The organism is [Pantoea] beijingensis (genome assembly GCF_022647505.1).
Taxonomy (GTDB): Bacteria; Pseudomonadota; Gammaproteobacteria; order Enterobacterales; family Enterobacteriaceae; genus Erwinia; species Erwinia beijingensis.
In genome coordinates this window covers 2,359,748-2,384,943 of sequence record NZ_CP071409.1, presented here as the reverse complement: position 1 = coordinate 2,384,943, position 25,196 = coordinate 2,359,748, and the positions used below count along the sequence as shown (strand labels likewise).

Annotated in this window: 25 protein-coding genes; 23 read left to right on the top strand and 2 right to left on the bottom strand. The window is 51.2% G+C overall.

Features of this window, described 5'->3' with window-relative positions:
• The first annotated feature begins 5 nt into the window (after positions 1 to 5).
• Complete coding sequence (flgL, locus tag J1C60_RS10780) at positions 6 to 974, top strand: flagellar hook-associated protein FlgL (RefSeq protein ID WP_128177481.1); 969 nt, start codon at positions 6 to 8, stop codon at positions 972 to 974.
• A 228-nt stretch (positions 975 to 1,202) separates the two neighbouring features.
• Here the strand turns inward: flgL and rne are convergent, their stop codons facing one another.
• Complete coding sequence (rne, locus tag J1C60_RS10775) at positions 1,203 to 4,586, bottom strand: ribonuclease E (protein ID WP_128177479.1); 3,384 nt, start codon at positions 4,584 to 4,586, stop codon at positions 1,203 to 1,205.
• Between the two features lie 574 nt (positions 4,587 to 5,160).
• Here rne and rluC point away from each other — a divergent pair.
• Entirely contained in the window at positions 5,161 to 6,111 is a 951-nt protein-coding gene (rluC, locus tag J1C60_RS10770) for a 23S rRNA pseudouridine(955/2504/2580) synthase RluC (protein ID WP_164877291.1), read from the top strand.
• Between the two features lie 159 nt (positions 6,112 to 6,270).
• Here the strand turns inward: rluC and J1C60_RS10765 are convergent, their stop codons facing one another.
• The gene (locus tag J1C60_RS10765; RefSeq protein WP_128177473.1) at positions 6,271 to 6,855 is read right to left on the bottom strand and encodes a Maf family protein; all 585 of its coding nucleotides are present in this window, start codon (positions 6,853 to 6,855) and stop codon (positions 6,271 to 6,273) included.
• A 142-nt stretch (positions 6,856 to 6,997) separates the two neighbouring features.
• On the opposite strand from J1C60_RS10765, the gene yceD reads away from it, so the two are divergent.
• From yceD to J1C60_RS10660, 21 genes are all read left to right on the top strand, one after another.
• Positions 6,998 to 7,519, top strand: a complete 522-nt coding sequence (yceD, locus tag J1C60_RS10760) for a 23S rRNA accumulation protein YceD (RefSeq protein WP_128177471.1) — start codon at positions 6,998 to 7,000, stop codon at positions 7,517 to 7,519.
• A 14-nt stretch (positions 7,520 to 7,533) separates the two neighbouring features.
• On the top strand, positions 7,534 to 7,704 hold the full coding sequence (gene rpmF / locus J1C60_RS10755) for a 50S ribosomal protein L32 (RefSeq protein ID WP_034939285.1): 171 nt from the start codon (positions 7,534 to 7,536) through the stop codon (positions 7,702 to 7,704).
• Positions 7,705 to 7,731: 27 nt separating this feature from the next.
• On the top strand, positions 7,732 to 8,766 hold the full coding sequence (plsX, locus tag J1C60_RS10750; protein ID WP_128177470.1) for a phosphate acyltransferase PlsX: 1,035 nt from the start codon (positions 7,732 to 7,734) through the stop codon (positions 8,764 to 8,766).
• A 6-nt stretch (positions 8,767 to 8,772) separates the two neighbouring features.
• The gene (locus tag J1C60_RS10745) at positions 8,773 to 9,726 is read left to right on the top strand and encodes a beta-ketoacyl-ACP synthase III (protein WP_128177468.1); all 954 of its coding nucleotides are present in this window, start codon (positions 8,773 to 8,775) and stop codon (positions 9,724 to 9,726) included.
• 16 nt (positions 9,727 to 9,742) lie between these two features.
• Complete coding sequence (gene fabD / locus J1C60_RS10740) at positions 9,743 to 10,672, top strand: ACP S-malonyltransferase (protein ID WP_128177466.1); 930 nt, start codon at positions 9,743 to 9,745, stop codon at positions 10,670 to 10,672.
• Between the two features lies 1 nt (position 10,673).
• Entirely contained in the window at positions 10,674 to 11,408 is a 735-nt protein-coding gene (gene fabG, locus J1C60_RS10735) for a 3-oxoacyl-ACP reductase FabG (RefSeq protein ID WP_128177464.1), read from the top strand.
• 154 nt (positions 11,409 to 11,562) lie between these two features.
• A complete protein-coding gene (gene acpP, locus J1C60_RS10730; RefSeq protein WP_013201680.1) occupies positions 11,563 to 11,799 on the top strand; it encodes an acyl carrier protein in 237 nt (78 codons plus the stop codon).
• 89 nt (positions 11,800 to 11,888) lie between these two features.
• Positions 11,889 to 13,130, top strand: coding sequence for a beta-ketoacyl-ACP synthase II (fabF, locus tag J1C60_RS10725; RefSeq protein WP_128177462.1), 1,242 nt, complete (start codon positions 11,889 to 11,891; stop codon positions 13,128 to 13,130).
• A 192-nt stretch (positions 13,131 to 13,322) separates the two neighbouring features.
• Positions 13,323 to 14,120 (top strand): aminodeoxychorismate lyase, encoded by a 798-nt coding sequence (gene pabC / locus J1C60_RS10720; protein ID WP_128177461.1) that lies wholly within the window; start codon positions 13,323 to 13,325, stop codon positions 14,118 to 14,120.
• A gap of 15 nt (positions 14,121 to 14,135) precedes the next feature.
• Entirely contained in the window at positions 14,136 to 15,158 is a 1,023-nt protein-coding gene (gene yceG, locus J1C60_RS10715; protein WP_128177459.1) for a cell division protein YceG, read from the top strand.
• Positions 15,148 to 15,780 carry a dTMP kinase gene (tmk, locus tag J1C60_RS10710; RefSeq protein ID WP_128177457.1) on the top strand — a complete coding sequence of 211 codons (633 nt, stop codon included), beginning with the start codon at positions 15,148 to 15,150 and terminating at the stop codon, positions 15,778 to 15,780. The genes yceG and tmk overlap by 11 nt, the downstream gene beginning before the upstream one ends.
• A complete protein-coding gene (gene holB / locus J1C60_RS10705) occupies positions 15,780 to 16,769 on the top strand; it encodes a DNA polymerase III subunit delta' (RefSeq protein ID WP_128177982.1) in 990 nt (329 codons plus the stop codon). Before tmk ends, holB begins: the two co-directional genes overlap by 1 nt.
• A 21-nt stretch (positions 16,770 to 16,790) precedes the next feature.
• The gene (locus J1C60_RS10700) at positions 16,791 to 17,582 is read left to right on the top strand and encodes a metal-dependent hydrolase (RefSeq protein WP_128177455.1); all 792 of its coding nucleotides are present in this window, start codon (positions 16,791 to 16,793) and stop codon (positions 17,580 to 17,582) included.
• A 302-nt stretch (positions 17,583 to 17,884) separates the two neighbouring features.
• A complete protein-coding gene (gene ptsG / locus J1C60_RS10695; protein ID WP_128177453.1) occupies positions 17,885 to 19,318 on the top strand; it encodes a PTS glucose transporter subunit IIBC in 1,434 nt (477 codons plus the stop codon).
• 250 nt (positions 19,319 to 19,568) lie between these two features.
• Positions 19,569 to 19,919: a purine nucleoside phosphoramidase gene (hinT, locus tag J1C60_RS10690; protein ID WP_128177451.1), complete on the top strand. Its 351-nt coding sequence runs from the start codon at positions 19,569 to 19,571 to the stop codon at positions 19,917 to 19,919.
• 20 nt (positions 19,920 to 19,939) lie between these two features.
• Positions 19,940 to 20,305, top strand: coding sequence for a YcfL family putative periplasmic lipoprotein (locus J1C60_RS10685; protein ID WP_128177449.1), 366 nt, complete (start codon positions 19,940 to 19,942; stop codon positions 20,303 to 20,305).
• A 15-nt stretch (positions 20,306 to 20,320) separates the two neighbouring features.
• The gene (lpoB, locus tag J1C60_RS10680; protein WP_128177447.1) at positions 20,321 to 20,920 is read left to right on the top strand and encodes a penicillin-binding protein activator LpoB; all 600 of its coding nucleotides are present in this window, start codon (positions 20,321 to 20,323) and stop codon (positions 20,918 to 20,920) included.
• Positions 20,904 to 21,731, top strand: a complete 828-nt coding sequence (gene thiK, locus J1C60_RS10675) for a thiamine kinase (RefSeq protein WP_229655747.1) — start codon at positions 20,904 to 20,906, stop codon at positions 21,729 to 21,731. Before lpoB ends, thiK begins: the two co-directional genes overlap by 17 nt.
• Before the next feature lie 104 nt (positions 21,732 to 21,835).
• A complete protein-coding gene (nagZ, locus tag J1C60_RS10670; protein WP_128177445.1) occupies positions 21,836 to 22,891 on the top strand; it encodes a beta-N-acetylhexosaminidase in 1,056 nt (351 codons plus the stop codon).
• A gap of 56 nt (positions 22,892 to 22,947) precedes the next feature.
• Positions 22,948 to 23,490, top strand: coding sequence for an alpha/beta hydrolase YcfP (ycfP, locus tag J1C60_RS10665; RefSeq protein ID WP_128177443.1), 543 nt, complete (start codon positions 22,948 to 22,950; stop codon positions 23,488 to 23,490).
• Positions 23,491 to 23,734: 244 nt separating this feature from the next.
• Positions 23,735 to 25,039 carry an NAD(P)/FAD-dependent oxidoreductase gene (locus J1C60_RS10660; RefSeq protein ID WP_128177441.1) on the top strand — a complete coding sequence of 435 codons (1,305 nt, stop codon included), beginning with the start codon at positions 23,735 to 23,737 and terminating at the stop codon, positions 25,037 to 25,039.
• Positions 25,040 to 25,196 lie beyond the last annotated feature (157 nt).

The following is a 25,196-nucleotide window of genomic DNA, read 5'->3' as shown; positions in this document are numbered from 1 at the left end:
TGGTGATGCGACTCAGTACCAGCATGATGTATAACCAGCAGATGAAGGGCATTTCTGATGCGCAATCAGCCTGGATGAAAGTGGGGGAGCAACTCTCCACCGGGAAACGGGTAATCAATCCATCGGACGATCCCGTTGCGTCATCCCGGGCGGTGGTTCTGGCGCAGGCGCAGGCAGAAAGTAGTCAATATGGCCTGGCGCGCACGTTTGCCACGCAGAATATCTCTCTGGAAGAGAATGTACTTTCTAATGTCACCAGCAGCATCCAGGACGCGCAGCAGCTGATTGTTTTTGCAGGAAATGGAACCCTGAGCGACGATGATCGCGCCTCTGTCGCCACGCAGCTTGAAGGAATACGAGCTCAACTCCTGAATCAGGCTAACACCACAGATGGCAATGGCCGTTATATTTTTGCCGGTTATAGCAGTAATCTGCCGCCATTTGCTGATGTTGACGGTGGCGTGAGTTACGTCGGCGGCAAAGAGGCGATCACCCAGAAAGTTGATATCAGCCGTACCATGACGGTCAGCCATACCGGCGAGGCAGTTTTTATGTCAATTACAGGGAATGCAGTAAAAGAGCCGAGTGGCGATCCTGCTGACAGCGAAGCGAATCTTTTCAATATGCTGGACGGCGCGATTGCGGCATTACGTACGCCAGTTGCCAATGCCGATCAGGCGACTAAAGATGCAGCTGTTGCTGCGATCGATAAGACAAACCGTGGTCTGCGTAACTCACTTAATAATGTGTTAAGTGTACGCTCAGAGCTGGGAACGCAACTCGATGAATTGGACAAACTGGACGCTCAGGCGGGTGATCGTAATCTTATTCTCAGTAATCAAATGAGCAATCTGGTCGACGTTGATTATAATAGCGTTATCTCATCCTATATGATGCAGCAGACCGCGTTACAGGCTTCCTACAAGACATTTAGCGATATGTCTGGCATGTCGCTTTTTCAACTTAATAGATAACGCACCATAATAAGACCCCTTGCGTTGTCCGATATATAAATGTCTGTCAGGTTAAAAAGAATTTGAGCGTGCGTAAGTTATGTACGTTTTTTATCCCGTTCCCGATCTCACCAAAGTCGGTAACGGGATTTTTTTTTGCCGGCGAAATTGCGAGGTGCATAGAAGGAATAACATAAAAAAAGCCCCGGTGAAAACACCGGGGCTTTGCCAAAACGATAATGAAACCCGTTAAGGCTTGGTGGCGGGTGCTGTAGCCTGATGCGTTGCGGTGTGTCCACCGGCAGCACCTTTACCATCGAAATTAAACGGCTGACGTACCCATTCACTGTGGCGAACAGGTTCCGGCTGGTAGGTCGGTGCGGGGGCTTTGGTCATCGGTGCGGTAGCATGATGCTTCCAGTTGGTCGATGCAGCAGCCACGACGGCGGTTGCCGGAGGCACGTCACGCGCGGGTACTGGAGCATGAGGCTCATTGACCTGAACCGGTTCCTCAGCGAGGGCTTCTGGTGCGGTTAACAGCGCTTCAACCTGCGATGCGGTTGAAGAACTGACGCCTGCAACATTTTCACTGGCAATATGACTTGCCATAGCAACTGGCGTAATATCAACGGCTTCAGTAACCTCTTCAACGGCTTTTGGTGCCTCTTCAACGGCCGTGAACGCTTCCGCTACGGCTTCGCTTGCTTCATCAGCAGGTTCAGCAGTGGCGACGGTCTCTTCTGCGATCGTTGCATCTGCAGCAGAAATAACGGTTGGCTCTTCGCTAACCGGCACATCAATTGCTGCCGTTTCTTCTGTTTCAACCAGCATTCCTGCAGCTTCAGGTACATGCTGAGGTGCAATCTCGGCTACGTCTTGATCAGCGGTAGGAGCCTCAGAATAACTGTCCGGAAGGGAGATGGCTGGCGCGATCTCTTCCCGTGCGTAATCTGGCGCGTTTTCCTGTTGAGGGTTAACGGCAAACTCGTTCTGCGCCGGTACTACCGGATAGCTTATCCATACTTTACCGGATGCCATTTCAGGAGACGCGGCGGCAAAGCCCAACGGCATCGGTGACTGTGTCGGATAACGTTCATCGCGATAGCGACGACGACGCTGGCCGCTGACACGCAGATGACGAGGTGAGCGGCGCGAACGGCGTGGCATGCTATTGCTATCGCGGTTGTCTGTTTCTTCCTGCTCGTCCACGTAGCTCGCAACAGGAGCGGGCAGTTCTGCAACAGGTGCAACCGGTTCTTCATCAACGCTGCGCGCAACTGGCTCATCCGGCATTGCCTGACGTGCTGCCGTTTGTTCCTCGGTTTCAATGCGAACTTTCTGGTTCAACTGACGTGGTTTACGACGAGGCATGACCTGAACACGTTCCTCGCTTTCCACACTTTTTTCGCTCACGTCATCGATGATAACCGCTTCTTCAGCTTTAACTTCCTGCAGCTGTTGGCGTTTCTCTTCCTGACGACGGCGCTGGCGCTCTGCGCGCTGATCGCGACGTTGCTGTTGTTGCTCATCACGTTGTTGATTACGGGCTTCATCTGTTTGTGCAACCTGACGCTCATCGCGTTGTTCTGTGTTAGCTACAGGACGCTTGTTGTTGCGGCGATTATCTTCCCGGTTGTCACGGTTGTCACGGTTGTCCCGGTTGTCCCGATTATCGCGGCCATCGCGACTTTCACCTGTGCGGTCGCGGTTATTACGCTCACCGCGTTCACCGTTACGCTCGCTGCGTTCACCATTACGGTCGCGGCGATTATTGTTACGACGATTGTTATTATTACGACGTTCATTACGCTGCTGAGTAGCCTCTGCTGCTTTTTGTTCGCTGCTTTCAGCGGTCACAGAGGCAACAGTGCCTTGTTCTTCGCCGGCAAAGAACTTTTTCAAGCCGCTTAAAAGACGACTGATAAAGCCTGGCTGAGTATTCTGCGCTGCGACCACCGAAGGCTGCTGTTTAACGGTCGCTTTATGCTCAGTAGCAGACGCCGTTTCCTGTGGCAACGGCGGCGCATCTGGCATAACAAAAGCAGCCAGAGCAGGTTGTTCAGGGCGTTTACGCTCGGCATGTTCCTCTTCGGAAGGCAATGCCATTTCGGCTTCATGCAGCTTTGGCAGATGGTAGCTCAGTGTCTGCGTTTCTTCGCCAGTGCGTACGCGCAGTACGGAGTAGTGCGGCGTTTCCATTTGATCGTTTGGCACGATAATGGCACGAACACCACCCTGGCGTTTCTCAATCGCGCTTACAGCATCACGCTTCTCGTTGAGCAGATAGGATGCAATCTGCACCGGCACGATGGCATGCACTTCTTTGGTGTTCTCTTTCAGCGACTCTTCTTCAATCAGGCGTAAAATAGAGAGCGAAAGTGATTCGTTGTCGCGAATGGTCCCGGTACCGCTACAGCGTGGGCAAACGTGATGGCTCGATTCTCCTAGCGACGGGCTAAGGCGCTGACGCGACATTTCGAGCAGGCCAAAGCGCGAAATATGGCTTATCTGAATACGGGCACGATCCTGACGTACGGCCTCACGCAGACGATTTTCTACCGCGCGCTGATGGCGAACCGGCGTCATATCAATAAAGTCGATAACGATCAAACCACCAAGGTCGCGCAGACGCAGCTGACGTGCAATTTCATCTGCTGCTTCAAGGTTGGTATTGAAAGCCGTCTCTTCGATGTCACCACCGCGCGTTGCCCGGGCGGAGTTGATATCAATCGCGGTTAGAGCTTCGGTGGTATCAATGACGATGGATCCACCGGAAGGCAAGCGCACTTCACGTTGAAATGCAGATTCAATTTGCGATTCAATTTGGTAATGGCTGAATAGTGGGATTTCACCGGTATATAGCTTAATTTTACTGGTGAAATCTGGCCGACCCAGTGCTGCAATGTGCTGGCGTGCCAGTTCAAGAACCTTCGGGTTATCGATGAGAATTTCGCCGATATCCTGGCGCAAATAATCGCGAAAGGCACGGACAATAACGTTACTTTCCTGATGAATCAGGAATGGAGCAGGGCGGTTTTCTGCAGCTTTTTTGATTGCTTCCCAGTGTTTCATGCGGAAGCTGAGATCCCATTGCAGTGCCTCGGCTGATTTTCCCACGCCGGCGGTACGCACAATCAACCCCATACCATCGGGTAATTCCAGCGAGGAGAGCGCTTCTTTCAGTTCTGTGCGATCGTCACCCTCAATACGACGTGAAATACCGCCAGCGCGAGGATTATTCGGCATCAGAACCAGATAGCTACCGGCCAGACTAATAAACGTAGTTAACGCAGCACCTTTATTTCCGCGCTCTTCTTTATCTATCTGAACGATGACTTCCTGTCCTTCACGTAGTACGTCTTTAATATTAGGACGACCATGTGAGTTGTAATTTGCAGGGAAGTATTCGCGGGAGATTTCTTTCAGAGGAAGAAAACCGTGTCTTTCAGCACCGTAATCAACAAATGCCGCTTCAAGACTGGGTTCAATGCGAGTGATCTTGCCTTTATAGATGTTGGCCTTTTTCTGTTCGTGTCCCGGGCTTTCTATATCCAGGTCGTACAGGCGCTGTCCGTCCACCAGTGCAACACGCAACTCCTCCTGCTGAGTCGCGTTTATCAACATTCTTTTCATCGTAACTTACTCATTATTCTTACATTAGTGACAAAGCTACGGGCATGGTAACGCTGGACGAGGAACAACCGATGGCCCCGTGTCTCATCGCAAAACCGTCAACCTCACGGTTGTCGGTGGCTCAAGGGGCGCAAAATCTCGGCAGCCTGTTTTTCATACGGAAAAAACAGCGCTTTTACGAGGGGGAACCGCTACTGAATCACCAGAGAGAATCAATCCCGTCTTATTCGTCCAGGCTGCAACCCGCAGCCCGCTAAATGCCTGATGTCACAATACGTCTTACGCCATTGCTGCGTGTATGTGCTATCCGGCAAAATTCCTTTATTCGCTAGCTACCCGCGTCGTCAAGGTATAAAGCGAAAAACGCTAGCATTATTCCATTGCTCACCTTGTTATAGCAAGGTGACTTTTACCGCCTTGAGAAGTTTATTCCCGTTTTAAATCGGTCTTTTGCCGTGGTTTCCGGCAATCCGAATAAAAAGCGCGCATAAACACTACGTTATCAGGCAGACTGTCAGTTAAGCACAGAAAAAGAGGTGGCGCTATGGCACCTCACTATTTAGAATCGCCGACCATGAAAACGAATACGCCTTCCGTCAGGATTATTGCTATCTCCGCCGATGAAGCGGGACAGCGCATTGATAACTTTTTACGTACCCAGCTCAAAGGGGTACCAAAAAGCATGATTTATCGAATTTTGCGTAAAGGCGAAGTTCGGGTAAATAAAAAACGCATTAAGCCTGAATATAAGCTGGAACCGGGGGATGAGGTGCGTATTCCTCCTGTGCGCGTTGCTGAGCGTGAAGAAGACGCCGTCTCGCCTAAACTGGCGAAGGTGGCTTCTCTCGCCGACGCCATCCTTTATGAGGATGAGTATATTCTGGTGATGAATAAACCGTCGGGTACTGCGGTTCACGGTGGTAGTGGCCTCAGTTTTGGCGTGATTGAAGGGCTACGCGCCTTACGGCCAGACGCGCGTTTCCTTGAATTAGTACATCGACTCGATCGTGATACATCCGGTATTTTGCTGGTTGCGAAGAAACGCTCAGCGCTACGTTCACTGCATGAGCAACTTCGTGAGAAGGGGATGCAGAAAGATTATCTGGCGTTGGTGCGGGGGCAATGGCCTTCGCATCTGAAGGCCGTCCAGGCGCCGTTGCTAAAAAATATTCTGCAAAGCGGAGAGCGGGTTGTACGGGTGAGCAGCGAGGGGAAACCGTCGGAGACACGTTTTAAAGTCGAAGAGCGTTATGAGCAAGCGACCCTGGTAAAAGCCAGTCCGATCACCGGGCGCACGCACCAGATCCGTGTACATACTTTGCATGCGGGCCATCCGATTGCTTTTGACGATCGTTACGGTGAGCGTGAATTTGATCGTCAACTTGCAGAAACCGGCCTGAATCGTCTGTTCCTGCATGCGGCCGCGTTAAGATTTACGCACCCGCATACGGGGGAGGTGATGCGTGTGGAGGCCCCACTGGATGAGAAGCTGAAACGTTGCCTGATGTTATTACGCAAAAAATAAAAAGGCGCAGTCATCTTTGGGATAGCCAGGCAGGACCGGTTAGCGCCGGCCCTGCTCCCACACTTTCCAACAGCCCTTTCACTCGCTACGCAGGCGCGGGCGAAACCACCGCTTTTCTGACGCACCGTGTGCGATTCCTGAGGCCGCCAGGCTTCTACTTTATCCTCGCAGCGGATTCACGCCGAACGATCTCAGCATTTCGCATAGGGCGATGAGCGGCAAACCAATTAAAGTATTGGGATCGCGACCTTCTAGCCGATCGAATAACGTGATGCCGAGTCCTTCACTCTTAAAACTCCCAGCACACTGCAACGGCTGTTCCAGGCGAACGTAATTCAAAATCTCCTCCTCGCTTAAGTGGCGAAAATGAACAGTGAAGGTTTCACAGATTGTCTCAAGTCGCTTTTCTCTGCCTGAATAAAGAGCGAGTCCGGTATAAAAAATAATGGATTGGCCACTGGCCCGACGTAATTGTTCGCAGGCGTTAGCTGCAGTATGCGGCTTGCCGGTTATTTCTCCCCCGAGTACACAAACTTGATCTGACCCTATTATTAACTGAGAAGGGTAGTGCTCTGCGACGGCATAGGCCTTCGCGGCGGCGAGACGTAAAACCAACTGTGGGGCGCTTTCTCCCTCGTGTGCATGTTCATCCACATGCGGTGCAGCGGAAATAAAAGGGAGCCCCAGCTTATTTAACAGTGACTGGCGAAAGGGTGAAGTGGAAGCTAAAACTAAATCAGTCATATTTTTTTTCAGAATATATAGCGAATCAGATAAAGGCATTTTAAACTATGCGCCGCACTGGATGCGAATAATGGGTGAAAGATGCTGTAAAACGGCCTTTTTCTTTGACTCTATGTCGTTACAAAGTTAATATGCGCGCCCTATGCAAAAGGTAAAATTACCCCTGACTCTTGATCCGGTCCGTACGGCTCAAAAACGCCTTGATTATCAGGGCATTTATACACCTGAACAGGTGGAGCGCGTCGCCGAGTCGGTCGTCAGTGTGGACAGTGATGTAGAATGCGATATGTCGTTCGCGATCGACAATCAGCGCTTAGCGGTGCTTAACGGTACGGCCAAAGTCGCTGTAACATTGTCGTGTCAGCGTTGCGGACAGTCGTTCCCACATGATGTTCACGTAACGTATTGTTTTAGCCCGGTCGTTACTGACGAGCAGGCTGAAGCACTGCCGGAAGCGTACGAGCCGATCAACGTCAACGAGTTTGGCGAAATTGATCTGCTGGCATTGGTGGAAGATGAAATCATCCTCGCCTTGCCGGTCGTTCCGGTGCATGATTCTGAACACTGTGAAGTGTCCGAGGCGGACATGGTCTTTGGGAAGCTGCCTGCAGAGGTAGAAAAACCAAATCCATTTGCCGTATTAGCCAGTTTAAAGCGTAAGTAATAGGAGTAAGGTCCATGGCCGTACAACAGAATAAACCAACCCGTTCAAAACGTGGCATGCGTCGCTCACACGATGCGCTGACCACAACCACTCTTTCCGTAGATAAAGTTTCTGGCGAAACGCATCTGCGTCACCACATCACTGCGGATGGTTACTACCGCGGTCGCAAGGTCATCGTTAAGTAATTTTTGCGGCCGAGTGCGGCGATTACTTTGACACGTTTGACCCTGGCGATAGATGCCATGGGCGGGGACTTTGGTCCTCGCGTGACAGTGCCTGCTGCAATGCAGGCACTGGCCTCTAATTCGCAACTACAACTTCTTCTGGTCGGCGATCCCGACAAAATCTCGTCATTACTCGCCAAAGCTGATTCTGCTGTGGTTAAGCGTTTGCAGATTATTCCTGCCGAATCGGTTATTGCCAGTGATGCTAAACCTTCTCAGGCTATCCGAAACAGTCGCGGTAGCTCAATGCGCATCGCGCTTGAATTGGTGAAGGAAGGAAAGGCACAGGCCTGCATTAGTGCTGGTAATACCGGCGTTTTAATGGGGTTGGCGAAATTATTACTCAAACCGCTGGATGGCATTGAACGACCGGCGCTAATGTCGGTGTTGCCAAACCAACAGCGGAGTAAAACCGTGGTGCTGGATCTCGGGGCTAATATCGAGTGTGATAGCGACATGCTGGTGCAGTTTGCCATTATGGGTGCCGTTATGGCGGAGCAGGTGCTTGAAATTAAAGTGCCACGTGTAGCCCTGTTAAATATTGGGCAGGAAGAGAGCAAGGGTCTTGACAGCATTCGTGATGCGGCTGTTACCCTACGCACCTTGCCGGATATGAATTATATTGGCTACGTTGAGGGTAATGACCTTCTTACCGGTAAAACGGATGTGCTAGTTTGTGATGGCTTCGTGGGTAACGTCACATTGAAAACGATGGAAGGCGTGATAAGAATGTTCCTTTCGCTATTGAAACCACAGGGCGAAGGTAAAAAGCGGGCTTGGTGGATGAAACTGTTGGGGCGCTGGATGAAAACGCGCCTGCTGCAACGTTTTGGCCAGCTTAATCCCGACCAGTACAATGGCGCTTGTCTGTTAGGATTGCGTGGTATCGTGATTAAGAGCCACGGAGCCGCAAATCGCGATGCATTTGTGGCGGCAATCGAACAGGCTGAGCAGGCGGTGCGGCGGCAAGTTCCCGAGCGAATTGCTGCCCGCCTAAAGGTTGTATTACCGAAGAGTGACTGAGCGTACATGTATACGAAGATAATCGGTACGGGTAGCTATTTGCCCGAACAGGTGCGGACTAACGCCGATCTGGAAAAAATGGTAGAGACATCCGATGAGTGGATTGTCACCCGCACAGGAATCCGTGAACGCCGTATTGCTGGTCCTGATGAGACTGTTGCAACAATGGGGTTTCACGCAGCTGAATGTGCGCTTGAAATGGCCGGCGTTGATAAAAATGATATCGGACTAATTATTGTTGCAACCACGTCCTCGAGCCATGCGTTCCCCAGTTCGGCGTGCATGATCCAGCAGATGCTGGACATCCGCGATTCAGCCGCATTTGATCTTGCCGCCGCGTGCGCGGGTTTCACCTATGCGCTGAGCGTGGCCGATCAGTATATTAAAAACGGTGTGGTAAAAAATGCGCTAGTCATCGGCTCCGATGTTTTGGCTCGCACACTCGATCCAGAAGATCGCGGAACGGTCATCCTGTTTGGTGATGGTGCAGGTGCGGTCGTTTTAGGAGCAAGTGAGCAGCCGGGTATTATCTCTACCCACCTTCATGCGGATGGCCGCTATGGCGAATTACTGACGCTGCCTTATCAGGACCGTGCACATCAATCTGAACCTTCCTACTTGACGATGGCGGGTAATGAAGTCTTTAAAGTCGCGGTAACCGAGCTGGCCCACATTGTTGATGAGACTTTAACGGCGAACAATCTTGACCGTAGCCAGCTTGACTGGCTGGTTCCGCACCAGGCTAACCTGCGCATTATTAATGCAACGGCGAAGAGACTTGGTATGGGAATGGAAAAAGTGGTTGTCACGCTGGACCGTCACGGTAATACTTCTGCGGCTTCGGTTCCGCTGGCGCTTGATGAAGCTGTACGTGATGGCCGGATCCAACGCGGCCAGCTGATACTGCTGGAAGCATTCGGTGGTGGTTTCACTTGGGGTTCGGCGCTGGTCCGTTTTTGATTAACAGGAATTTAAGATGACGCAATTTGCAATGGTATTCCCGGGACAGGGATCGCAAACGGTGGGCATGTTGGCCGATTTGGCTGCTGAACACCCGTTAATCGAATCCACTTTTCGTGAAGCGTCCGATGCGCTGGGTTATGACCTGTGGCAGTTGACACAGCAAGGACCCGCTGAAGAATTGAATAAAACCTGGCAAACCCAGCCAGCACTGCTGGCCGCGTCCGTCGCCATTTATCGTGTCTGGCAGCAAAAGGGTGGCAAAGCGCCACTGATGATGGCAGGCCACAGCCTGGGTGAGTACTCGGCGCTGGTATGTGCGGGAGTTATTGATTTTTCTGACGCGATTAAGCTGGTTGAATTGCGCGGTAAGCTGATGCAAGAAGCCGTACCTGAAGGTACCGGCGCGATGCAGGCAATTATTGGCCTTGATGATGCTGCGATTCAACTGGCCTGTGAGCAATCAGCTCAGGGGCAGGTCGTTGCACCGGTGAATTTTAATTCTCCAGGGCAGGTTGTTATTGCCGGAAACAAAGAAGCCGTCGAACGCGCAGGCGCTGCCTGTAAAGCGGCTGGTGCGAAGCGTGCATTACCACTGCCTGTTAGCGTGCCGTCTCACTGCGCATTGATGAAACCCGCAGCGGACAGACTGGCGGCTGCATTGGACGCGATTACGTTTCATGCACCTCAGTTTCCTGTGGTAAATAACGTCGATGTTAAATGCGAAACTACGCCAGCGGCAATCCGTAGCGCGTTGGTGCGCCAGTTATATAATCCGGTACGCTGGACGGGATGCGTTGAATTTATTGCGCAGCAGGGCGTGGATTCGCTGCTTGAGGTTGGTCCGGGTAAAGTATTGACCGGTTTGACGAAACGTATTGTTGACACCCTGACGGCCGCTGCGGTTAACGACACGGCTACGCTATCAGCGGCGATTGAGGAATAACATGAGCTTCGAAGGAAAAGTTGCGCTGGTTACAGGCGCAAGCCGCGGCATTGGCCGTGCTATTGCGGAAACGCTGGTAGCACGTGGCGCTAAAGTCGTGGGAACCGCAACCAGCGAAAAGGGTGCGGATGATATCAGCGCCTGGTTGGGTGACAACGGCAAAGGCATGATGCTAAACGTTGCCGATTCGGCTTCCATTGAACGTGTATTAGAAAATATCCGCGCTGAATTTGGCGAAGTGGATATTTTGGTCAATAATGCAGGCATTACACGTGATAATCTTCTGATGCGTATGAAGGATGATGAGTGGCAGGATATCCTGGATACTAATCTCACTTCTGTATTCCGCCTTTCCAAAGCGGTAATGCGCGCAATGATGAAAAAACGTGTAGGTCGTATCATTACCATCGGTTCCGTTGTCGGAACCATGGGTAATGCGGGCCAGGCAAACTACGCTGCAGCAAAAGCGGGTTTGATCGGCTTCAGCAAGTCACTGGCGCGTGAGATTGCGTCTCGTGGCATTACCGTTAACGTTGTGGCTCCGGGTTTTATTGAAACGGACATGACGCGTGCGTTGAGTGAAGATCAGCGCGCGGGCATTCTGGCGGAAGTGCCTGCAGGTCGCCTTGGTGACGCGCAGGAAATCGCCAATGCCGTTGCATTTTTAGCCTCTGACGAAGCAGCTTACATCACTGGTGAGACGCTGCACGTCAACGGCGGAATGTATATGGTCTAATAATCGCGAAAATTATTTGCGTTATTTGCGGTAAAAGCCGCAAAATAGCGTCAAATCGTGGTTTGACCAGCCGGGATTTAGTTGCATCTTTTTCAACATTTTATACACTACGAAAACCATCGCGAAAGCGAGTTTTGATAGGAAATTTAATAGTATGAGCACTATCGAAGAACGCGTTAAGAAAATCATTGGCGAGCAGCTTGGCGTTAAGCAGGAAGAAGTCGTTAACACTGCCTCTTTTGTAGAAGATCTGGGCGCTGATTCTCTTGATACCGTTGAGCTGGTAATGGCTCTGGAAGAAGAGTTCGACACTGAGATTCCGGATGAAGAAGCCGAGAAAATCACTACCGTTCAGGCAGCCATCGATTATATCAATAATCACCAGGCTTAATTGAACATCATCAGGCGGTCGTTTGACCGCCTGAGTTTTATTTGTACGTCCCACATAGTGTCAATATTTTCCCTCCCTGGAGGACGAACGTGTCTAAGCGTCGTGTAGTTGTGACCGGTCTTGGCATGTTGTCTCCTGTCGGCAATACCGTAGAGTCCACCTGGAGTGCTCTCCTTGCCGGTCAGAGTGGCATCAGCCTGATCGACCATTTTGATACTAGTGCCTACGCAACGCGTTTTGCTGGCTTAGTAAAGGATTTTAACTGTGATGAATTTATCTCGCGTAAAGAACAACGCAAGATGGATTCTTTCATTCAATATGGAATTGTTGCTGGCATTCAGGCCATGCAGGATTCTGGCCTGACCGTTACCGAAGAGAATGCAAGCCGCATTGGGGCTGCTATTGGTTCGGGTATCGGCGGTTTAGGACTGATTGAAGAAAACCACGCTTCGCTGGTAAAAGGCGGACCGCGGAAAATAAGTCCGTTCTTTGTTCCTTCCACGATTGTGAATATGATTGCTGGTCACCTGACAATCATGTTTGGCCTCAAAGGCCCTAGTATCTCAATCGCAACAGCCTGTACCTCCGGCGTGCACAATATCGGACATGCGGCGCGCATTATTGCTTACAACGATGCTGATGTCATGTTCGCAGGTGGTGCCGAGAAAGGCAGTACTCCACTGGGTATTGGTGGCTTCGGTGCCGCACGAGCATTGTCAACGCGTAACGATAATCCTCAGGCAGCAAGTCGTCCATGGGATAAAGATCGCGATGGCTTTGTGCTCGGTGATGGTGCGGGTATTGTGGTGCTGGAAGAGTACGAGCATGCCAAAAAGCGCGGTGCGAAAATTTATGCCGAGGTTGTTGGCTTCGGCATGAGTAGCGACGCGTATCACATGACTTCTCCACCAGAAAATGGTGCGGGTGCAGCGCTGGCTATGGAAAATGCATTGAAAGATGCGCAAATTTCGCCAGAGCAGATCGGCTATGTGAATGCGCACGGCACTTCCACTTTTGCGGGCGATAAAGCAGAAGCTCAGGCGGTGAAAGCGGTATTTGGTGCGTCAGTTAAAAACGTCATGGTTAGCTCAACTAAATCCATGACGGGGCACCTGCTGGGCGCGGCAGGCGCTGTCGAATCGATATACTCGATTCTGGCACTGCGCGATCAGGCTGTTCCGCCAACCATTAATCTGGATAACCCTGATGAAGGTTGCGATCTCGACTTTGTTCCGCACACGGCGCGGCAGGTTACCAATATGGAATATACACTGTGTAATTCATTTGGTTTCGGTGGCACTAACGGTTCTCTGATTTTCCGTAAGGTATAACCCACCGGCGTCGACCAGTGAAGGCCCGCAATTGCGGGCCTTTTTCATCTCTGCATCCGAATCATTCATGTTGCAGCTGACAAATCGACAACGAGAATTAAGAAGGATATCTCTTCCTGCGCGTATTCGGATGATTGTTCCTCATCAGGCAGGTCATCCTGGCGAGCAGCAGAAACCACGAAAGGTGAGGTTATGTTTTGGATCAATGGTGAAGCGCAGGAATATCTCAGTGTCTGCGATCGTGCCGTTCAGTTCGGCGATGGCTGTTTCACCACTGCACGCGTCCGTAACGGCGGCATCGAACTGCTGGCTGAGCATTTAAAGCGTTTGCAATCGGGTTGTGAACGGTTGTTGATCGCTGACCCAGACTGGCAGGCGCTGAAGGGCGAAATGCTCGCGGCAGCTAGCATCCAGCATGAGGGTGTACTGAAAGTGATTATTTCTCGCGGCGTTGGAGGGCGAGGCTACAGTGCAACGGGCTGTCAGCAACCGACGCGAATTGTTTCATTGTCTCCTTACCCTGAACATTATCTTCACCTTCGTGATGCGGGAGCGCGGCTGGTAGTGAGCCCCGTACGGTTGGCAATGAACCCTCTTTTAGCGGGTATCAAACACCTTAATCGGCTTGAGCAGGTACTGATTCGTGCGCAGTTTGAGCAGGCGGCTGCTGATGAAGCGCTGGTGCTTGACACTGAAGGTAAGCTGGTGGAATGCTGTGCGGCAAATTTGTTCTGGCGTAAAGGAAACCAGGTTTTTACGCCACAACTCACTTTTTCCGGGGTTCAGGGCATTATGCGCCAGCACATAATATCGCTACTAGAGGCGCGAGGGTATGTTTGTCAGGAGGTTCGGGCAGAGTTAAATCATCTTGCAGATGCCAGTGAAGTGCTGATTTGTAACGCATTAATGCCTGTTTTGCCGGTTTGTCAAATTGGGGACTGGTCCTATTCATCCCGACAGTTGTTCAACCAGATAATCCCCCATTGTTAATTGTATGGATTCTACATGTCTAAAAAGCGAAAGATTATCGCGGGCGCGATAGTTGTTTTGGCGCTGATTATCGCCATGTGTTACTGGCAGATTCGCCAGTTTGCCGCTTCGCCATTGATGATTGACCAGGAGACGCTCTTCACACTACCCGCCGGTACCGGGCGGGTTTCGCTGGGAGCGCAGCTCGAAGATAAGCGTATTGTCAGTAACAGCTTGTGGTTTGGCGTGTTACTCAAGCTGGAACCCGAACTGGCAAAATTTAAGGCGGGAACCTACCGTCTGAAACCCGGCATGAGCGTACGACAAATGTTGCTACTTTTGGCCAGCGGGAAGGAGGCACAGTTTCCTCTTCGACTGGTCGAAGGACTGCGTTTACAGGAGTGGTTGGCTGAGGTACGGCGCGCACCTTACATCAAGCACACGCTGGCTGATGACCCGCTTACGACTCTTACCACCGCATTAGGGCTGGATAACTCCGAGGCGCTGGAAGGCTGGTTTTATCCTGATACCTGGTTATATACCGCAAATACTACGGATATTGCGCTATTAACGCGCGCGCATCAGCGTATGGTCGCGTTGGTGGACGAAATCTGGAGCCATAAAGTAGACGGGTTGCCATATAAGAGCAAAGCTGATCTGGTGACAATGGCCTCGATCATTGAAAAAGAGACGGCGGTTAACGAAGAACGTAATAAAGTCGCCTCCGTTTTTATCAACCGTCTTCGGCTGGGCATGCGACTGCAAACCGATCCTACGGTGATTTATGGTATGGGTGAAAAGTATAATGGTACGCTGACGCGGAAAGATCTTGAGATGCCGAGCGAGTATAATACCTATATTATCAATGGCCTGCCGCCGGGGCCGATAGCGATGCCGGGTAAGGCATCACTGGAAGCGGCAGCACACCCGCTGAAAAGTGATTATCTCTATTTTGTGGCTGATGGTAAGGGCGGGCATACCTTCACCACCAATCTGGCCAGCCATAACCGCGCCGTGCAGGCTTACCGTCTGGCGCTGAAGGAAAAGAATGGACAGTAAATTTATCGTCATTGAAGGTCTTGAGGGGGCAGGAAAAACCACCGCGCGAAACTGCGTGGTTGAAGTCCTGCGTCAGCATGGTATCCAGGACGTGATTTTTACCCGTGAACCGGGAGGAACACCGCTCGCCGAAACCCTGCGCGTATTGATAAAGCAGGGAATTGAAGGTGAGCAGGTCACCGATAAAGCAGAACTGTTGATGCTCTATGCTGCGCGAGTTCAATTGGTTGATACCGTCATTAAACCCGCGCTGGCACGGGGTGCCTGGGTCATTGGTGACAGACACGATCTCTCCTCACAGGCTTATCAGGGCGGTGGCAGAGGAATCGACCAGCAACTTATGATGACGCTGCGGGATACCGTGCTGGGTGATTTTACTCCCGATTTAACGCTGTATCTTGATGTGACTCCGGAAATTGGCCTGAACCGTGCGCGTGCGCGCGGTGCACTGGACCGGATTGAGCAAGAATCGCTGAATTTTTTTGTGCGCACTCGTCAGCGCTATCTGGAACTGGCCGTTGCAGACTCGCGAATTAAAATAATCGATGCGACGAAAAACATCGAACAAGTGACGCTGTCACTTGTTCGGGTGCTGGAACAGTGGCTGAGAGAACAGGCGTGATGAACTGGTATCCCTGGCTTAACCAACCTTATCGCCAAATTATTAGTCAATATCAGCAGCAGCGCGGTCACCATGCATTGCTGATCCAGGCGCTACCGGGAATGGGCGATGATGCCCTGGTGTGGGGGATTAGTCGTTGGTTAATGTGCCAGCATCCGCAACAACTGAAGAGTTGCGGCCAGTGTCATGGTTGTCAACTTATGCAGGCTGGTACTCATCCTGACTGGTACTTGTTAGCGGCAGAGAAGGGTAAAAGTACGTTGGGCGTGGATGCCGTACGCAGCGTCAGCGAAAAACTTTACCATCATGCTCAACAGGGCGGAGCCAGGGCTGTCTGGTTACCTGATGCCGCACAACTTACAGAAGCAGCGGCTAACGCATTACTGAAAACGCTGGAAGAGCCGCCAAAAAACACCTGGTTTTTCCTTAGCAGCCGTGAGCCTCACCGTTTGCTGGCAACCTTGCGCAGCCGTTGCCTTAACTGGCATCTGTCTCCACCTGATGAGGCGCAAAGTCTGGCCTGGCTGCACAAACAGACTCAGGCTTCAGAACTGGCTTGTATTGCTGCTCTGCGACTAAGCGGCGGCGCACCGGCGGCGGCGCTAGCGTTACTGGACGAAAAAATATGGTCGCAGCGCGACGCGTTATGCTCAACCTTTTCACAGGCGCTGCAGCAGGATCTTCTCAGCCTGTTGTTGGTGCTGAACCATGATGATGCTGCGATGCGGATAGGCTGGCTTTGTGCCCTGCTCATCGATGCCTCAAAGTGGCAACAGGGCGGTGGTGACTTTATTGTTAATGTCGATCGCGCTCCACTGGTCGAGCAAATTGCCCGGCGGCTGCCCGCTGAAGTGATTGATAGCAGCGTCCGTAGCTGGATGCTGTGTCGCGACAGGTTGTTGCACATTGTTGCGGTAAATCGTGAACTGTTATTAACCGAGCAGCTACTGAGTTGGGAACGCATATTCAAACCGGCTGTTGCTGGGTAAATGTATGAGAGAGTAATCGTTATGTTTTTAGTTGATTCCCATTGTCACCTTGACAGTCTGGATTACCAAACGTTGCATCAGGATTTGGATGATGTCATTGCAAAAGCCGCTGCGCGTGAGGTCAAGTTTTTGCTGGCGGTGGCCACCACCTTGCCGGGATATAAAGCGATGACGCAACTCATCGGTGACCGCCCTGAGGTAGCTTATTCTTGCGGTGTTCATCCGCTGAACCAGGAAGAAGATTACGACTTTGCCGAGTTGCGACAGCTGGCTGCAGATCCTCGCGTGGTCGCATTGGGTGAAACAGGCCTCGACTACTTTTATCAAAAAGAGACGCGAGAACGCCAGCAGGCGTCTTTCCGCGAGCATATCCGCATTGGGCGTGCATTAAATAAACCTGTTATCGTCCATACTCGTGATGCGCGTGATGATACGTTGGCGATTTTGCGGGAAGAGCAAGTTGAAGGGTGTGGCGGGGTATTACACTGTTTCACCGAAGATCGTGAAACGGCAGGCAAACTCATTGATATGGGTTTTTATATCTCGTTCTCGGGGATTATCACTTTCCGCAATGCAGAGGCGCTCCGAGAGGCCGCGCGTTATGTTCCTCTTGACCGCATGTTGGTGGAAACCGACTCTCCCTATCTGGCTCCTGTACCCCATCGCGGCAAAGAGAATCAGCCAGCCTGGACCCGGGATGTTGCCGAGTATATGGCGGTATTAAAGGGGGTGGATATCGAAACATTCGCCGCTGCAACCACGAGTAATTTTTCCAGATTATTTCATGTTCCCCTTTCCCGGCTTGGCGGCTAGTTAATCGGGAGTATTTGTTTTACAGCTCGTAATTAATAACCAAAAATCGTAAAGTGCATCGCCTCAAAAAAGGAGATGCACTTTTTTTAGCGTCTGGCCTGACGATTTCCGTCAGATATCTCCTAAAAAAATAGGACGCCATGGTGGAAACGTGATAGCCATCAAATAAAATAAAATGGATTTATTTTACTCTTCGTAATAAATCCAGAGAGCGCTCAGACGCTCCACCCGCAAAGGATCCTCCCCCCTTTGCAACGCGCACTGCGCGATAAAAAAGCAATCATACTCAGGAGCACCACAATATGTTTAAGAATGCATTTGCAAACCTGCAAAAGGTCGGTAAATCGCTAATGCTGCCGGTATCGGTTTTGCCGATTGCCGGTATCCTGCTGGGCGTGGGTTCAGCAAACTTCAGTTGGTTACCCGCGGTCGTCTCGAATGTGATGGCTGAAGCGGGCGGCTCAGTGTTTGCCAACATGCCGCTCATCTTTGCCATTGGTGTCGCGTTAGGTTTTACCAATAACGACGGCGTTTCGGCGCTCGCATCCGTTGTGGCCTACGGCATTATGGTGAAAACCATGGCGGTTGTCGCGCCGCTGGTGCTGCACATGCCTGCCGATGAAATTGCAGCGAAACATCTGGCGGATACCGGTGTACTGGGTGGGATTATCGCCGGTGCTATCGCGGCCTACATGTTTAATCGTTTCTACCGTATCAAGTTGCCTGAGTATCTGGGCTTCTTTGCCGGAAAACGGTTTGTGCCGATTATTTCAGGCCTGACGGCGATTTTCCTCGGTGTGGTGCTCTCCTTTATTTGGCCTCCTGTGGGGACGGCTATCCAGGAGTTCTCGCAGTGGGCGGCCTATCAGAACCCGGTAGTGGCTTTTGGTATCTACGGTGTAGTGGAACGTTCACTGGTGCCATTCGGTCTGCATCACATCTGGAACGTCCCTTTCCAGATGCAAATTGGTGAGTTTACCAATGCGGCTGGCCAGGTATTCCACGGTGATATTCCTCGCTATATGGCAGGTGACCCAACGGCAGGTAAATTGTCAGGTGGCTTCCTGTTTAAAATGTATGGCTTGCCTGCAGCTGCTATCGCCATTTGGCATTCAGCTAAGCCGGAAAATCGTGCCAAAGTGGGCGGTATTATGATCTCCGCTGCGCTGACGTCATTTTTAACGGGTATTACTGAGCCGATCGAATTCTCATTCATGTTTGTGGCACCGGTGCTGTACGCGATTCATGCGATCCTGGCCGGTCTGGCATTCCCAATTTGTATCCTGTTGGGTATGCGTGATGGAACCAGCTTCTCACATGGTCTGATCGACTTTATCGTACTGAGTGGTAACAGCAGCAAAATTTGGTTGTTCCCGGTTATCGGGATTATCTATGGCCTGATTTACTACACTATCTTCCGTGTGCTGATCGCCAAGTTTGATCTGAAAACGCCGGGTCGTGAAGACGTCACCGTTGAACAAACTGCAGGCGTGGCAGGCGAAATGGCAAGTAACCTGGTGACGGCTTTTGGTGGGAAAGAGAACATCACCAATCTGGACGCTTGTATTACTCGTTTACGCGTTAGCGTGGCCGATGTTGCAAAAGTCGACCAGGCTGGCCTGAAAAAACTGGGTGCAGCGGGTGTTGTGGTCGCAGGTTCCGGCGTTCAGGCTATTTTCGGCACGAAATCCGACAACCTTAAAACTGAAATGGATGATTACATCCGTAATCATTAATCCGGATTAGGGGTGTGACGGAAGGGAGCGAAAGCTCCCTTTTTTTATATAGGTGCTCTGGCGTGCTTATCTTCTGTCGGCGTCATCATCACGGATGCCGTTTCCCGAAAATACGCGCGAACCGCGGTTTTTGTTTAAGAAATGGCGTAAACACCGCCAGTTAAGAAAAGAAAACGTATCTGGAGGTTGAAAGTAAACAAATTTCTCGCTCATACTGCCATCACTTACCTCTCTGCTAAGGATATGCATCATGGCTGAAGAAACCATTTTCAGTAAAATCATCCGTCGGGAAATCCCGGCCGATATCATCTATCAGGATGACCTGGTCACCGCATTTCGTGATATTTCCCCTAAAGCGCCCACTCATGTGTTGATCATTCCCAACGTGCTGATACCGACTGCCAATGATGTTTCTGAAGCACATGAACATGCACTGGGCCGCATGATTACCGTTGCGGCGAAAATAGCAAAAGATGACGGCATTGCCGAGGACGGCTATCGTTTAATCATCAATTGTAACCAGCATGGTGGACAAGAGGTCTATCATATTCACATGCATCTGGTGGGGGGCCGCCCGCTTGGGCCTATGCTCTCTCAATGATTGCTCACCGGGATACCATTATGCGGATGATTGTTGCAGGACTCACGCTGCTGACGCTCGCAGGCTGTAGCCGAGAACAACCGATGATCACAACCTCCCAGTCACTGGTGATGGAATCATCGGTATTGTCTGCGGGTATCACCACCGATGAGCCGGCTATCAGCGAAAAAGACGGCCAGCAGCGTGCCGCAACGGTTTTATATAATGAGCAGGAAAAGCCGGTTCAGGTTAATTATCGTTTTTACTGGTATGACGATAAAGGGCTGGAAATTCGTCCCTTCGAAAGCCCTAAAATGATTGTCGTGCCTGCACATGCGAAGGTTGAAATTGCCTCTCAGATAGGCAACCTGACGGCCAGCAAAGTGCGACTTTATCTCTATCTCTAAAAGAAGGGGAATATTTTGATCAGAAGTATGCATAAACTATCCGGCGTGCTGCTGCTGGCGTTGATTCTGAGCGGCTGTATTAACCGCCAACAGGAAACGCAACAGCCTGCACCTGTTGAACCTGCGCAACCCACGCAGCCTGTAGAACCGACACAGCCGCCGCCAACGCCAACCGAATCAGTTCCTCAGCCGCCAAAACTTCGTACTCTTGACTGGGATGGCAGTGTGCAACCGCTGATCGCCCAGATGTTGCGCGCTGATGGTATTACGCAGGGCAGTGTGCTACTGGTTGATCGTATCAAGAACAGCACGAATGGTAGTTTGCAAACGTCGAAAGCAACGGCTGCGCTCACTAACGCGCTGGCTAACAACGGTACTTTTACACTGGTCTCTACACAACAGTTGAATGTTGCAAAGCAAACCCTGGGGCTTTCCGCGGACGATAGCCTGGCATCACCCAGCAAGGCGATTGGTCTGGCGCGTTACGTAGGTGCGCAGTATGTGCTGTATAGTAATGCGCGAGGGGATGTAAAATCACCCGATTTACGAATGCAACTGATGCTAGTGCAGACGGGGGAAATAATCTGGTCTGGTAGCGGTGAAATCCATCCTTGATCCTGCGCTGCAAACGCTGATTGAACAGCAAGTACCGGCGGCTCAGGCCGCCGTTTCTGTCATTACGCTTCCTGGACTCACCGGGCTGAGCGCTAAAGTCATATCTGAGCATCGGGTATTCCTTGCCCGACGAGAAGCCCCTCAACCCATTCCTTTTATCAGCCGCCAGCGTGAATTCAACCTACTAAAAAAGCTTGCGACAAGTGGTCTGACACCACGAGGATTACGGCGCAATCGACAATGGTTGCTGATGGAATGGCTGGATGGTACGGAGATAACTCAACTGCAGTTGCAGACGCGATTGCCGGAATTGGTGTCGCTTATTACGCACCTCCACCACCAGCCGCTCAGCGGCTATCGGATTCCGCTATTGCCCATGTTGGAACGTTACTGGCAGCTTTGCCTGAATCGCCACATTGGTTGGCTACGGGCCCTGCAGACGCTTCAACGGCAGGGTGAACCCCAGCCACTGCGGCTTGCCATGCTTCATATGGATATTCATAGCGGTAACCTCATCAGCACGCGGCAAGGGTTACGCTTGATTGACTGGGAATATGCTGGTGATGGGGATATCGCGCTGGAATTGGCCGCGCTGATAGCATCGAATGGGTTTCCTGCGCAGCAGCGCGATGCTTTGCTATATGACTATGCGGAACGCAACCAGCTGGATGAGCGTCAACTACGCAGGCAACTTACCCGCTGGCAGCCCTGGTTGCGTTTACTGATGGCCAGTTGGTTCCAGCTACGTGCAGAGCAAAGCCAGGATGAAGCGATGCACCAGCAGGCCCGAACGGCCTGGCAAATGCTGTGATAAACCATATCGAATGGGGATGCGGTAACGGCGATCTTCTTACTCCATCCTAAAATATTTTGCATGCGCCTATCATGGCGTTCTGCTTTTGAAGAGGAATACTAATGACGGAATTATCAACGCCGGGTCCGGTAATGCTGGACGTTACAGGATATGAACTGGATGCGGAAGAACGTGAAATTTTGCAGCATCCGCTGGTGGGCGGACTGATTTTATTTAGCCGTAATTATCACGACCCTGAACAACTGCGGGAATTAGTGCGCCAGATTCGTCAGGCATCACGTAGCCGCTTAGTGGTGGCAGTTGATCAGGAGGGCGGGCGTGTTCAGCGTTTCCGTGAAGGTTTTACTACTCTCCCGGCGATGCAATCCTTTGCGACGCTAAATGAAGAGAAGGTGGCTGGTGAGCTGGCACAGCAGGCAGGCTGGCTGATGGCATCAGAAATGATTGCAATGGATATCGATATCAGCTTTGCGCCGGTACTGGATATTGGTCACATCAGTGCGGCAATTGGCGAGCGATCCTTCCATCAGGATCCTGCGACGGCATTATCGCTGGCACGCCGTTTTATTGCGGGTATGCATGAGGCAGGGATGAAGGCTACCGGTAAGCATTTCCCGGGACACGGTGCGGTCAGCGCCGACTCGCATAAAGAAACCCCGCGTGATGAGCGTGATGAAGCAACGATTCGCGCCCATGATATGCAGATCTTCAAGCAATTGATTAATGAAAGTGTGTTGGATGCCGTTATGCCTGCGCATGTTATCTATACTCAAGTTGACCCGCGTCCAGCCAGTGGCTCTGAGCACTGGTTGAAAACGATACTGCGCGGTGAGCTTGGCTATGATGGCGTCATCTTTTCCGACGATCTGTCGATGGAGGGCGCCGCCATCATGGGCAGTTATGCTGAACGCGGACAAGCATCATTGGATGCAGGCTGCGATATGATTCTGGTATGTAACAATCGGGCAGGAGCCGTCAGCGTTTTGGATCATTTGTCACCGGTCAAAGCCGAGCGCGTTCGCAGGTTGTATCATCAGGGTTCATTCACTCGTCAGCAGCTTTTGCAATCACCGCGCTGGAAAGCGGCGAATCGCGAGCTCAGTGCATTGCATGAACGGTGGCTGGCGTATAAAGCATCGGGCGAAGCTGGCCGGTAACGGCCAAACGCAAGGGATGTCGGCCTGATAAAGCGTCATTAAAGGCGAGGATAACGATGATCGTCTATTTACACGGTTTCGATTCAACGAGTCCGGGCAATCACGAGAAGGTGCTGCAACTGCAGTTTATCGATCCTGATGTGCGTCTGCTGAGTTATAGCACGCTGCATCCGAAACATGATATGCAGCATCTGTTGAAAGAGACGGATAAAATGTTACAGCTCAACGTTGATGAACGCCCACTGATCTGTGGCGTTGGGTTAGGCGGATATTGGGCTGAACGTATTGGTTTTCTCTGTGATATCCGTCAGGTGATCTTCAATCCTAATCTGTTTCCCTTTGAGAATATGTCAGGGAAAATTGATCGACCGGAAGAGTACCTGGATATTGCGACTAAATGCGTTAGCAACTTTCGCGAAAAGAATCGTGATCGCTGTCTGGCCTTGCTTTCCCGCCATGATGAGGTACTCGATAGTCAGCGTATTTCTGCTGAACTACACAGTTACTATGAAATCGTGTGGGACGAGGAGCAAACGCATAAATTTAAAAATATCTCGCCGCATCTGCAGAGAATTAAGGCATTTAAAACCATGGGGTAAGAGGGCGCGGAGGGGGGCAGAGCCGACGCCGACCGGCCCTGCCTGGTCATCCGCAGTACAAATAGAGTCCTTTTGATAAGTCAAAATGTCTGAAAAATTGATGTAGATCAATTTTGGTATAACCAAATAACCTGAGCATGTTATTCTCCCTCTCAGATACCGATTTAAATTATCCAACCTGATGTTAATTAAGGATATTATTTAACTTTTAATTAACTATTGGTTCACATTTTGAGGGGGTCTTTTGACTACATCAATGAAAAAAATTGTCATCGTCGGCGGCGGTGCCGGCGGGCTGGAACTGGCAACCCAGCTTGGACATAAGCTGGGCCGTAAGCAAAAGGCTGAAATTACGCTGGTTGATCGTAATCACAGCCATTTGTGGAAGCCCTTATTACATGAGGTTGCAACGGGCTCCCTTGATGAAGGCATTGATGCCTTAAGTTATCTGGCGCATGCGCGTAACCATCACTTCCAGTTCCAGCTTGGCACGTTAACCAATCTTAACCGTGACAGTAAAACATTGCAGTTGGCGGAAATCCGCGATGCGCAAGGTGAGTTACTCGTGCCCGAGCGCGAGCTGCCTTATGACACGCTGGTCATGGCTCTGGGGAGCACTTCCAACGATTTCGGTACGCCGGGTGTTAAAGACCATTGCATATTTCTCGATAACCCGCGGCAGGCACAGCGTTTCCATAATGAAATGCTGAATTTGTTCCTTAAATTCTCCGTCAGCGGTGGTGAACAGGGCAAAGTCAATATTGCGATTGTCGGCGGCGGCGCGACCGGCGTTGAGTTATCAGCCGAGCTGCATAATGCGGTGAAACAGCTTCACAGCTATGGTTATAAAGGGCTTGATAACCAGGCGCTGAATGTGACATTGGTCGAAGCGGGAGAGCGCATTCTTCCAGCGTTACCGCCGCGTATCTCTGCCGCGGCGCATCAGGAACTGAATAAATTAGGCGTGCGGGTGTTAACGCAAACTATGGTAACCAGTGCTGATGCTGGCGGCTTGCATACCAAATCCGGTGAGTTTATTGAGGCGGACCTCATGGTATGGGCGGCGGGCATCAAGGCTCCCGATTTTATGAAAGAGATTGGCGGCCTGGAAACGAACCGGATTAATCAACTTGTCGTCACCGATACCCTGCAGACCACACGCGACCCGGATATCTTCGCTATTGGCGATTGTGCCTCCTGTGCATTACCTTCCGGAGGTTTCGTTCCGCCACGTGCGCAATCGGCACACCAGATGGCATCACGCACGCTGGACAATATTATGGCGCAAATGAAAGGCCACACCCTGAAGCCTTATGTATATAAAGATCATGGCTCTCTGGTTTCTTTATCGCGCTTTAGCACCGTGGGTAGCCTTATGGGTAACCTGATGCGTGGCTCTATGATGGTAGAAGGGCGTGTTGCACGCTTTGTTTATATCTCCCTTTACCGCATGCATCAGGTGGCGCTGCATGGCTACTGCAAAACCGGCTTGATGATGCTGGTAGGCAGTATTAATCGGGTTATTCGTCCTCGCCTGAAACTGCACTAAATCAGAAGCGCGGGCTAATGACTATGTTGTCTGAATGCCCGCTCTTGCTTTCTCTCTTCCTGCCAATCGGTAATTTGCCTCTTTACGGTAAATTCCTCTGATTAATCCGCTGTAAAGTCCCCGGGTAAGAACTCTCTGAAAAAGTTTGACTTATACG

Coding starts and splice junctions, on each gene's coding strand:
- hinT (WP_128177451.1), top strand. CDS start 19,569: ATGGCTGAAGAAACCATTTTCAGTAAAATCATCCGTCGGGAAATCCCG.
- J1C60_RS10745 (WP_128177468.1), top strand. CDS start 8,773: ATGTATACGAAGATAATCGGTACGGGTAGCTATTTGCCCGAACAGGTG.
- yceD (WP_128177471.1), top strand. CDS start 6,998: ATGCAAAAGGTAAAATTACCCCTGACTCTTGATCCGGTCCGTACGGCT.
- ycfP (WP_128177443.1), top strand. CDS start 22,948: ATGATCGTCTATTTACACGGTTTCGATTCAACGAGTCCGGGCAATCAC.
- fabG (WP_128177464.1), top strand. CDS start 10,674: ATGAGCTTCGAAGGAAAAGTTGCGCTGGTTACAGGCGCAAGCCGCGGC.
- rpmF (WP_034939285.1), top strand. CDS start 7,534: ATGGCCGTACAACAGAATAAACCAACCCGTTCAAAACGTGGCATGCGT.
- yceG (WP_128177459.1), top strand. CDS start 14,136: ATGTCTAAAAAGCGAAAGATTATCGCGGGCGCGATAGTTGTTTTGGCG.
- flgL (WP_128177481.1), top strand. CDS start 6: ATGCGACTCAGTACCAGCATGATGTATAACCAGCAGATGAAGGGCATT.
- J1C60_RS10765 (WP_128177473.1), bottom strand. CDS start 6,855: ATGACTGATTTAGTTTTAGCTTCCACTTCACCCTTTCGCCAGTCACTG.
- tmk (WP_128177457.1), top strand. CDS start 15,148: ATGGACAGTAAATTTATCGTCATTGAAGGTCTTGAGGGGGCAGGAAAA.
- holB (WP_128177982.1), top strand. CDS start 15,780: ATGAACTGGTATCCCTGGCTTAACCAACCTTATCGCCAAATTATTAGT.
- rne (WP_128177479.1), bottom strand. CDS start 4,586: ATGAAAAGAATGTTGATAAACGCGACTCAGCAGGAGGAGTTGCGTGTT.
- ptsG (WP_128177453.1), top strand. CDS start 17,885: ATGTTTAAGAATGCATTTGCAAACCTGCAAAAGGTCGGTAAATCGCTA.
- nagZ (WP_128177445.1), top strand. CDS start 21,836: ATGACGGAATTATCAACGCCGGGTCCGGTAATGCTGGACGTTACAGGA.
- fabD (WP_128177466.1), top strand. CDS start 9,743: ATGACGCAATTTGCAATGGTATTCCCGGGACAGGGATCGCAAACGGTG.
- acpP (WP_013201680.1), top strand. CDS start 11,563: ATGAGCACTATCGAAGAACGCGTTAAGAAAATCATTGGCGAGCAGCTT.
- J1C60_RS10700 (WP_128177455.1), top strand. CDS start 16,791: ATGTTTTTAGTTGATTCCCATTGTCACCTTGACAGTCTGGATTACCAA.
- pabC (WP_128177461.1), top strand. CDS start 13,323: ATGTTTTGGATCAATGGTGAAGCGCAGGAATATCTCAGTGTCTGCGAT.
- J1C60_RS10685 (WP_128177449.1), top strand. CDS start 19,940: ATGCGGATGATTGTTGCAGGACTCACGCTGCTGACGCTCGCAGGCTGT.
- rluC (WP_164877291.1), top strand. CDS start 5,161: ATGAAAACGAATACGCCTTCCGTCAGGATTATTGCTATCTCCGCCGAT.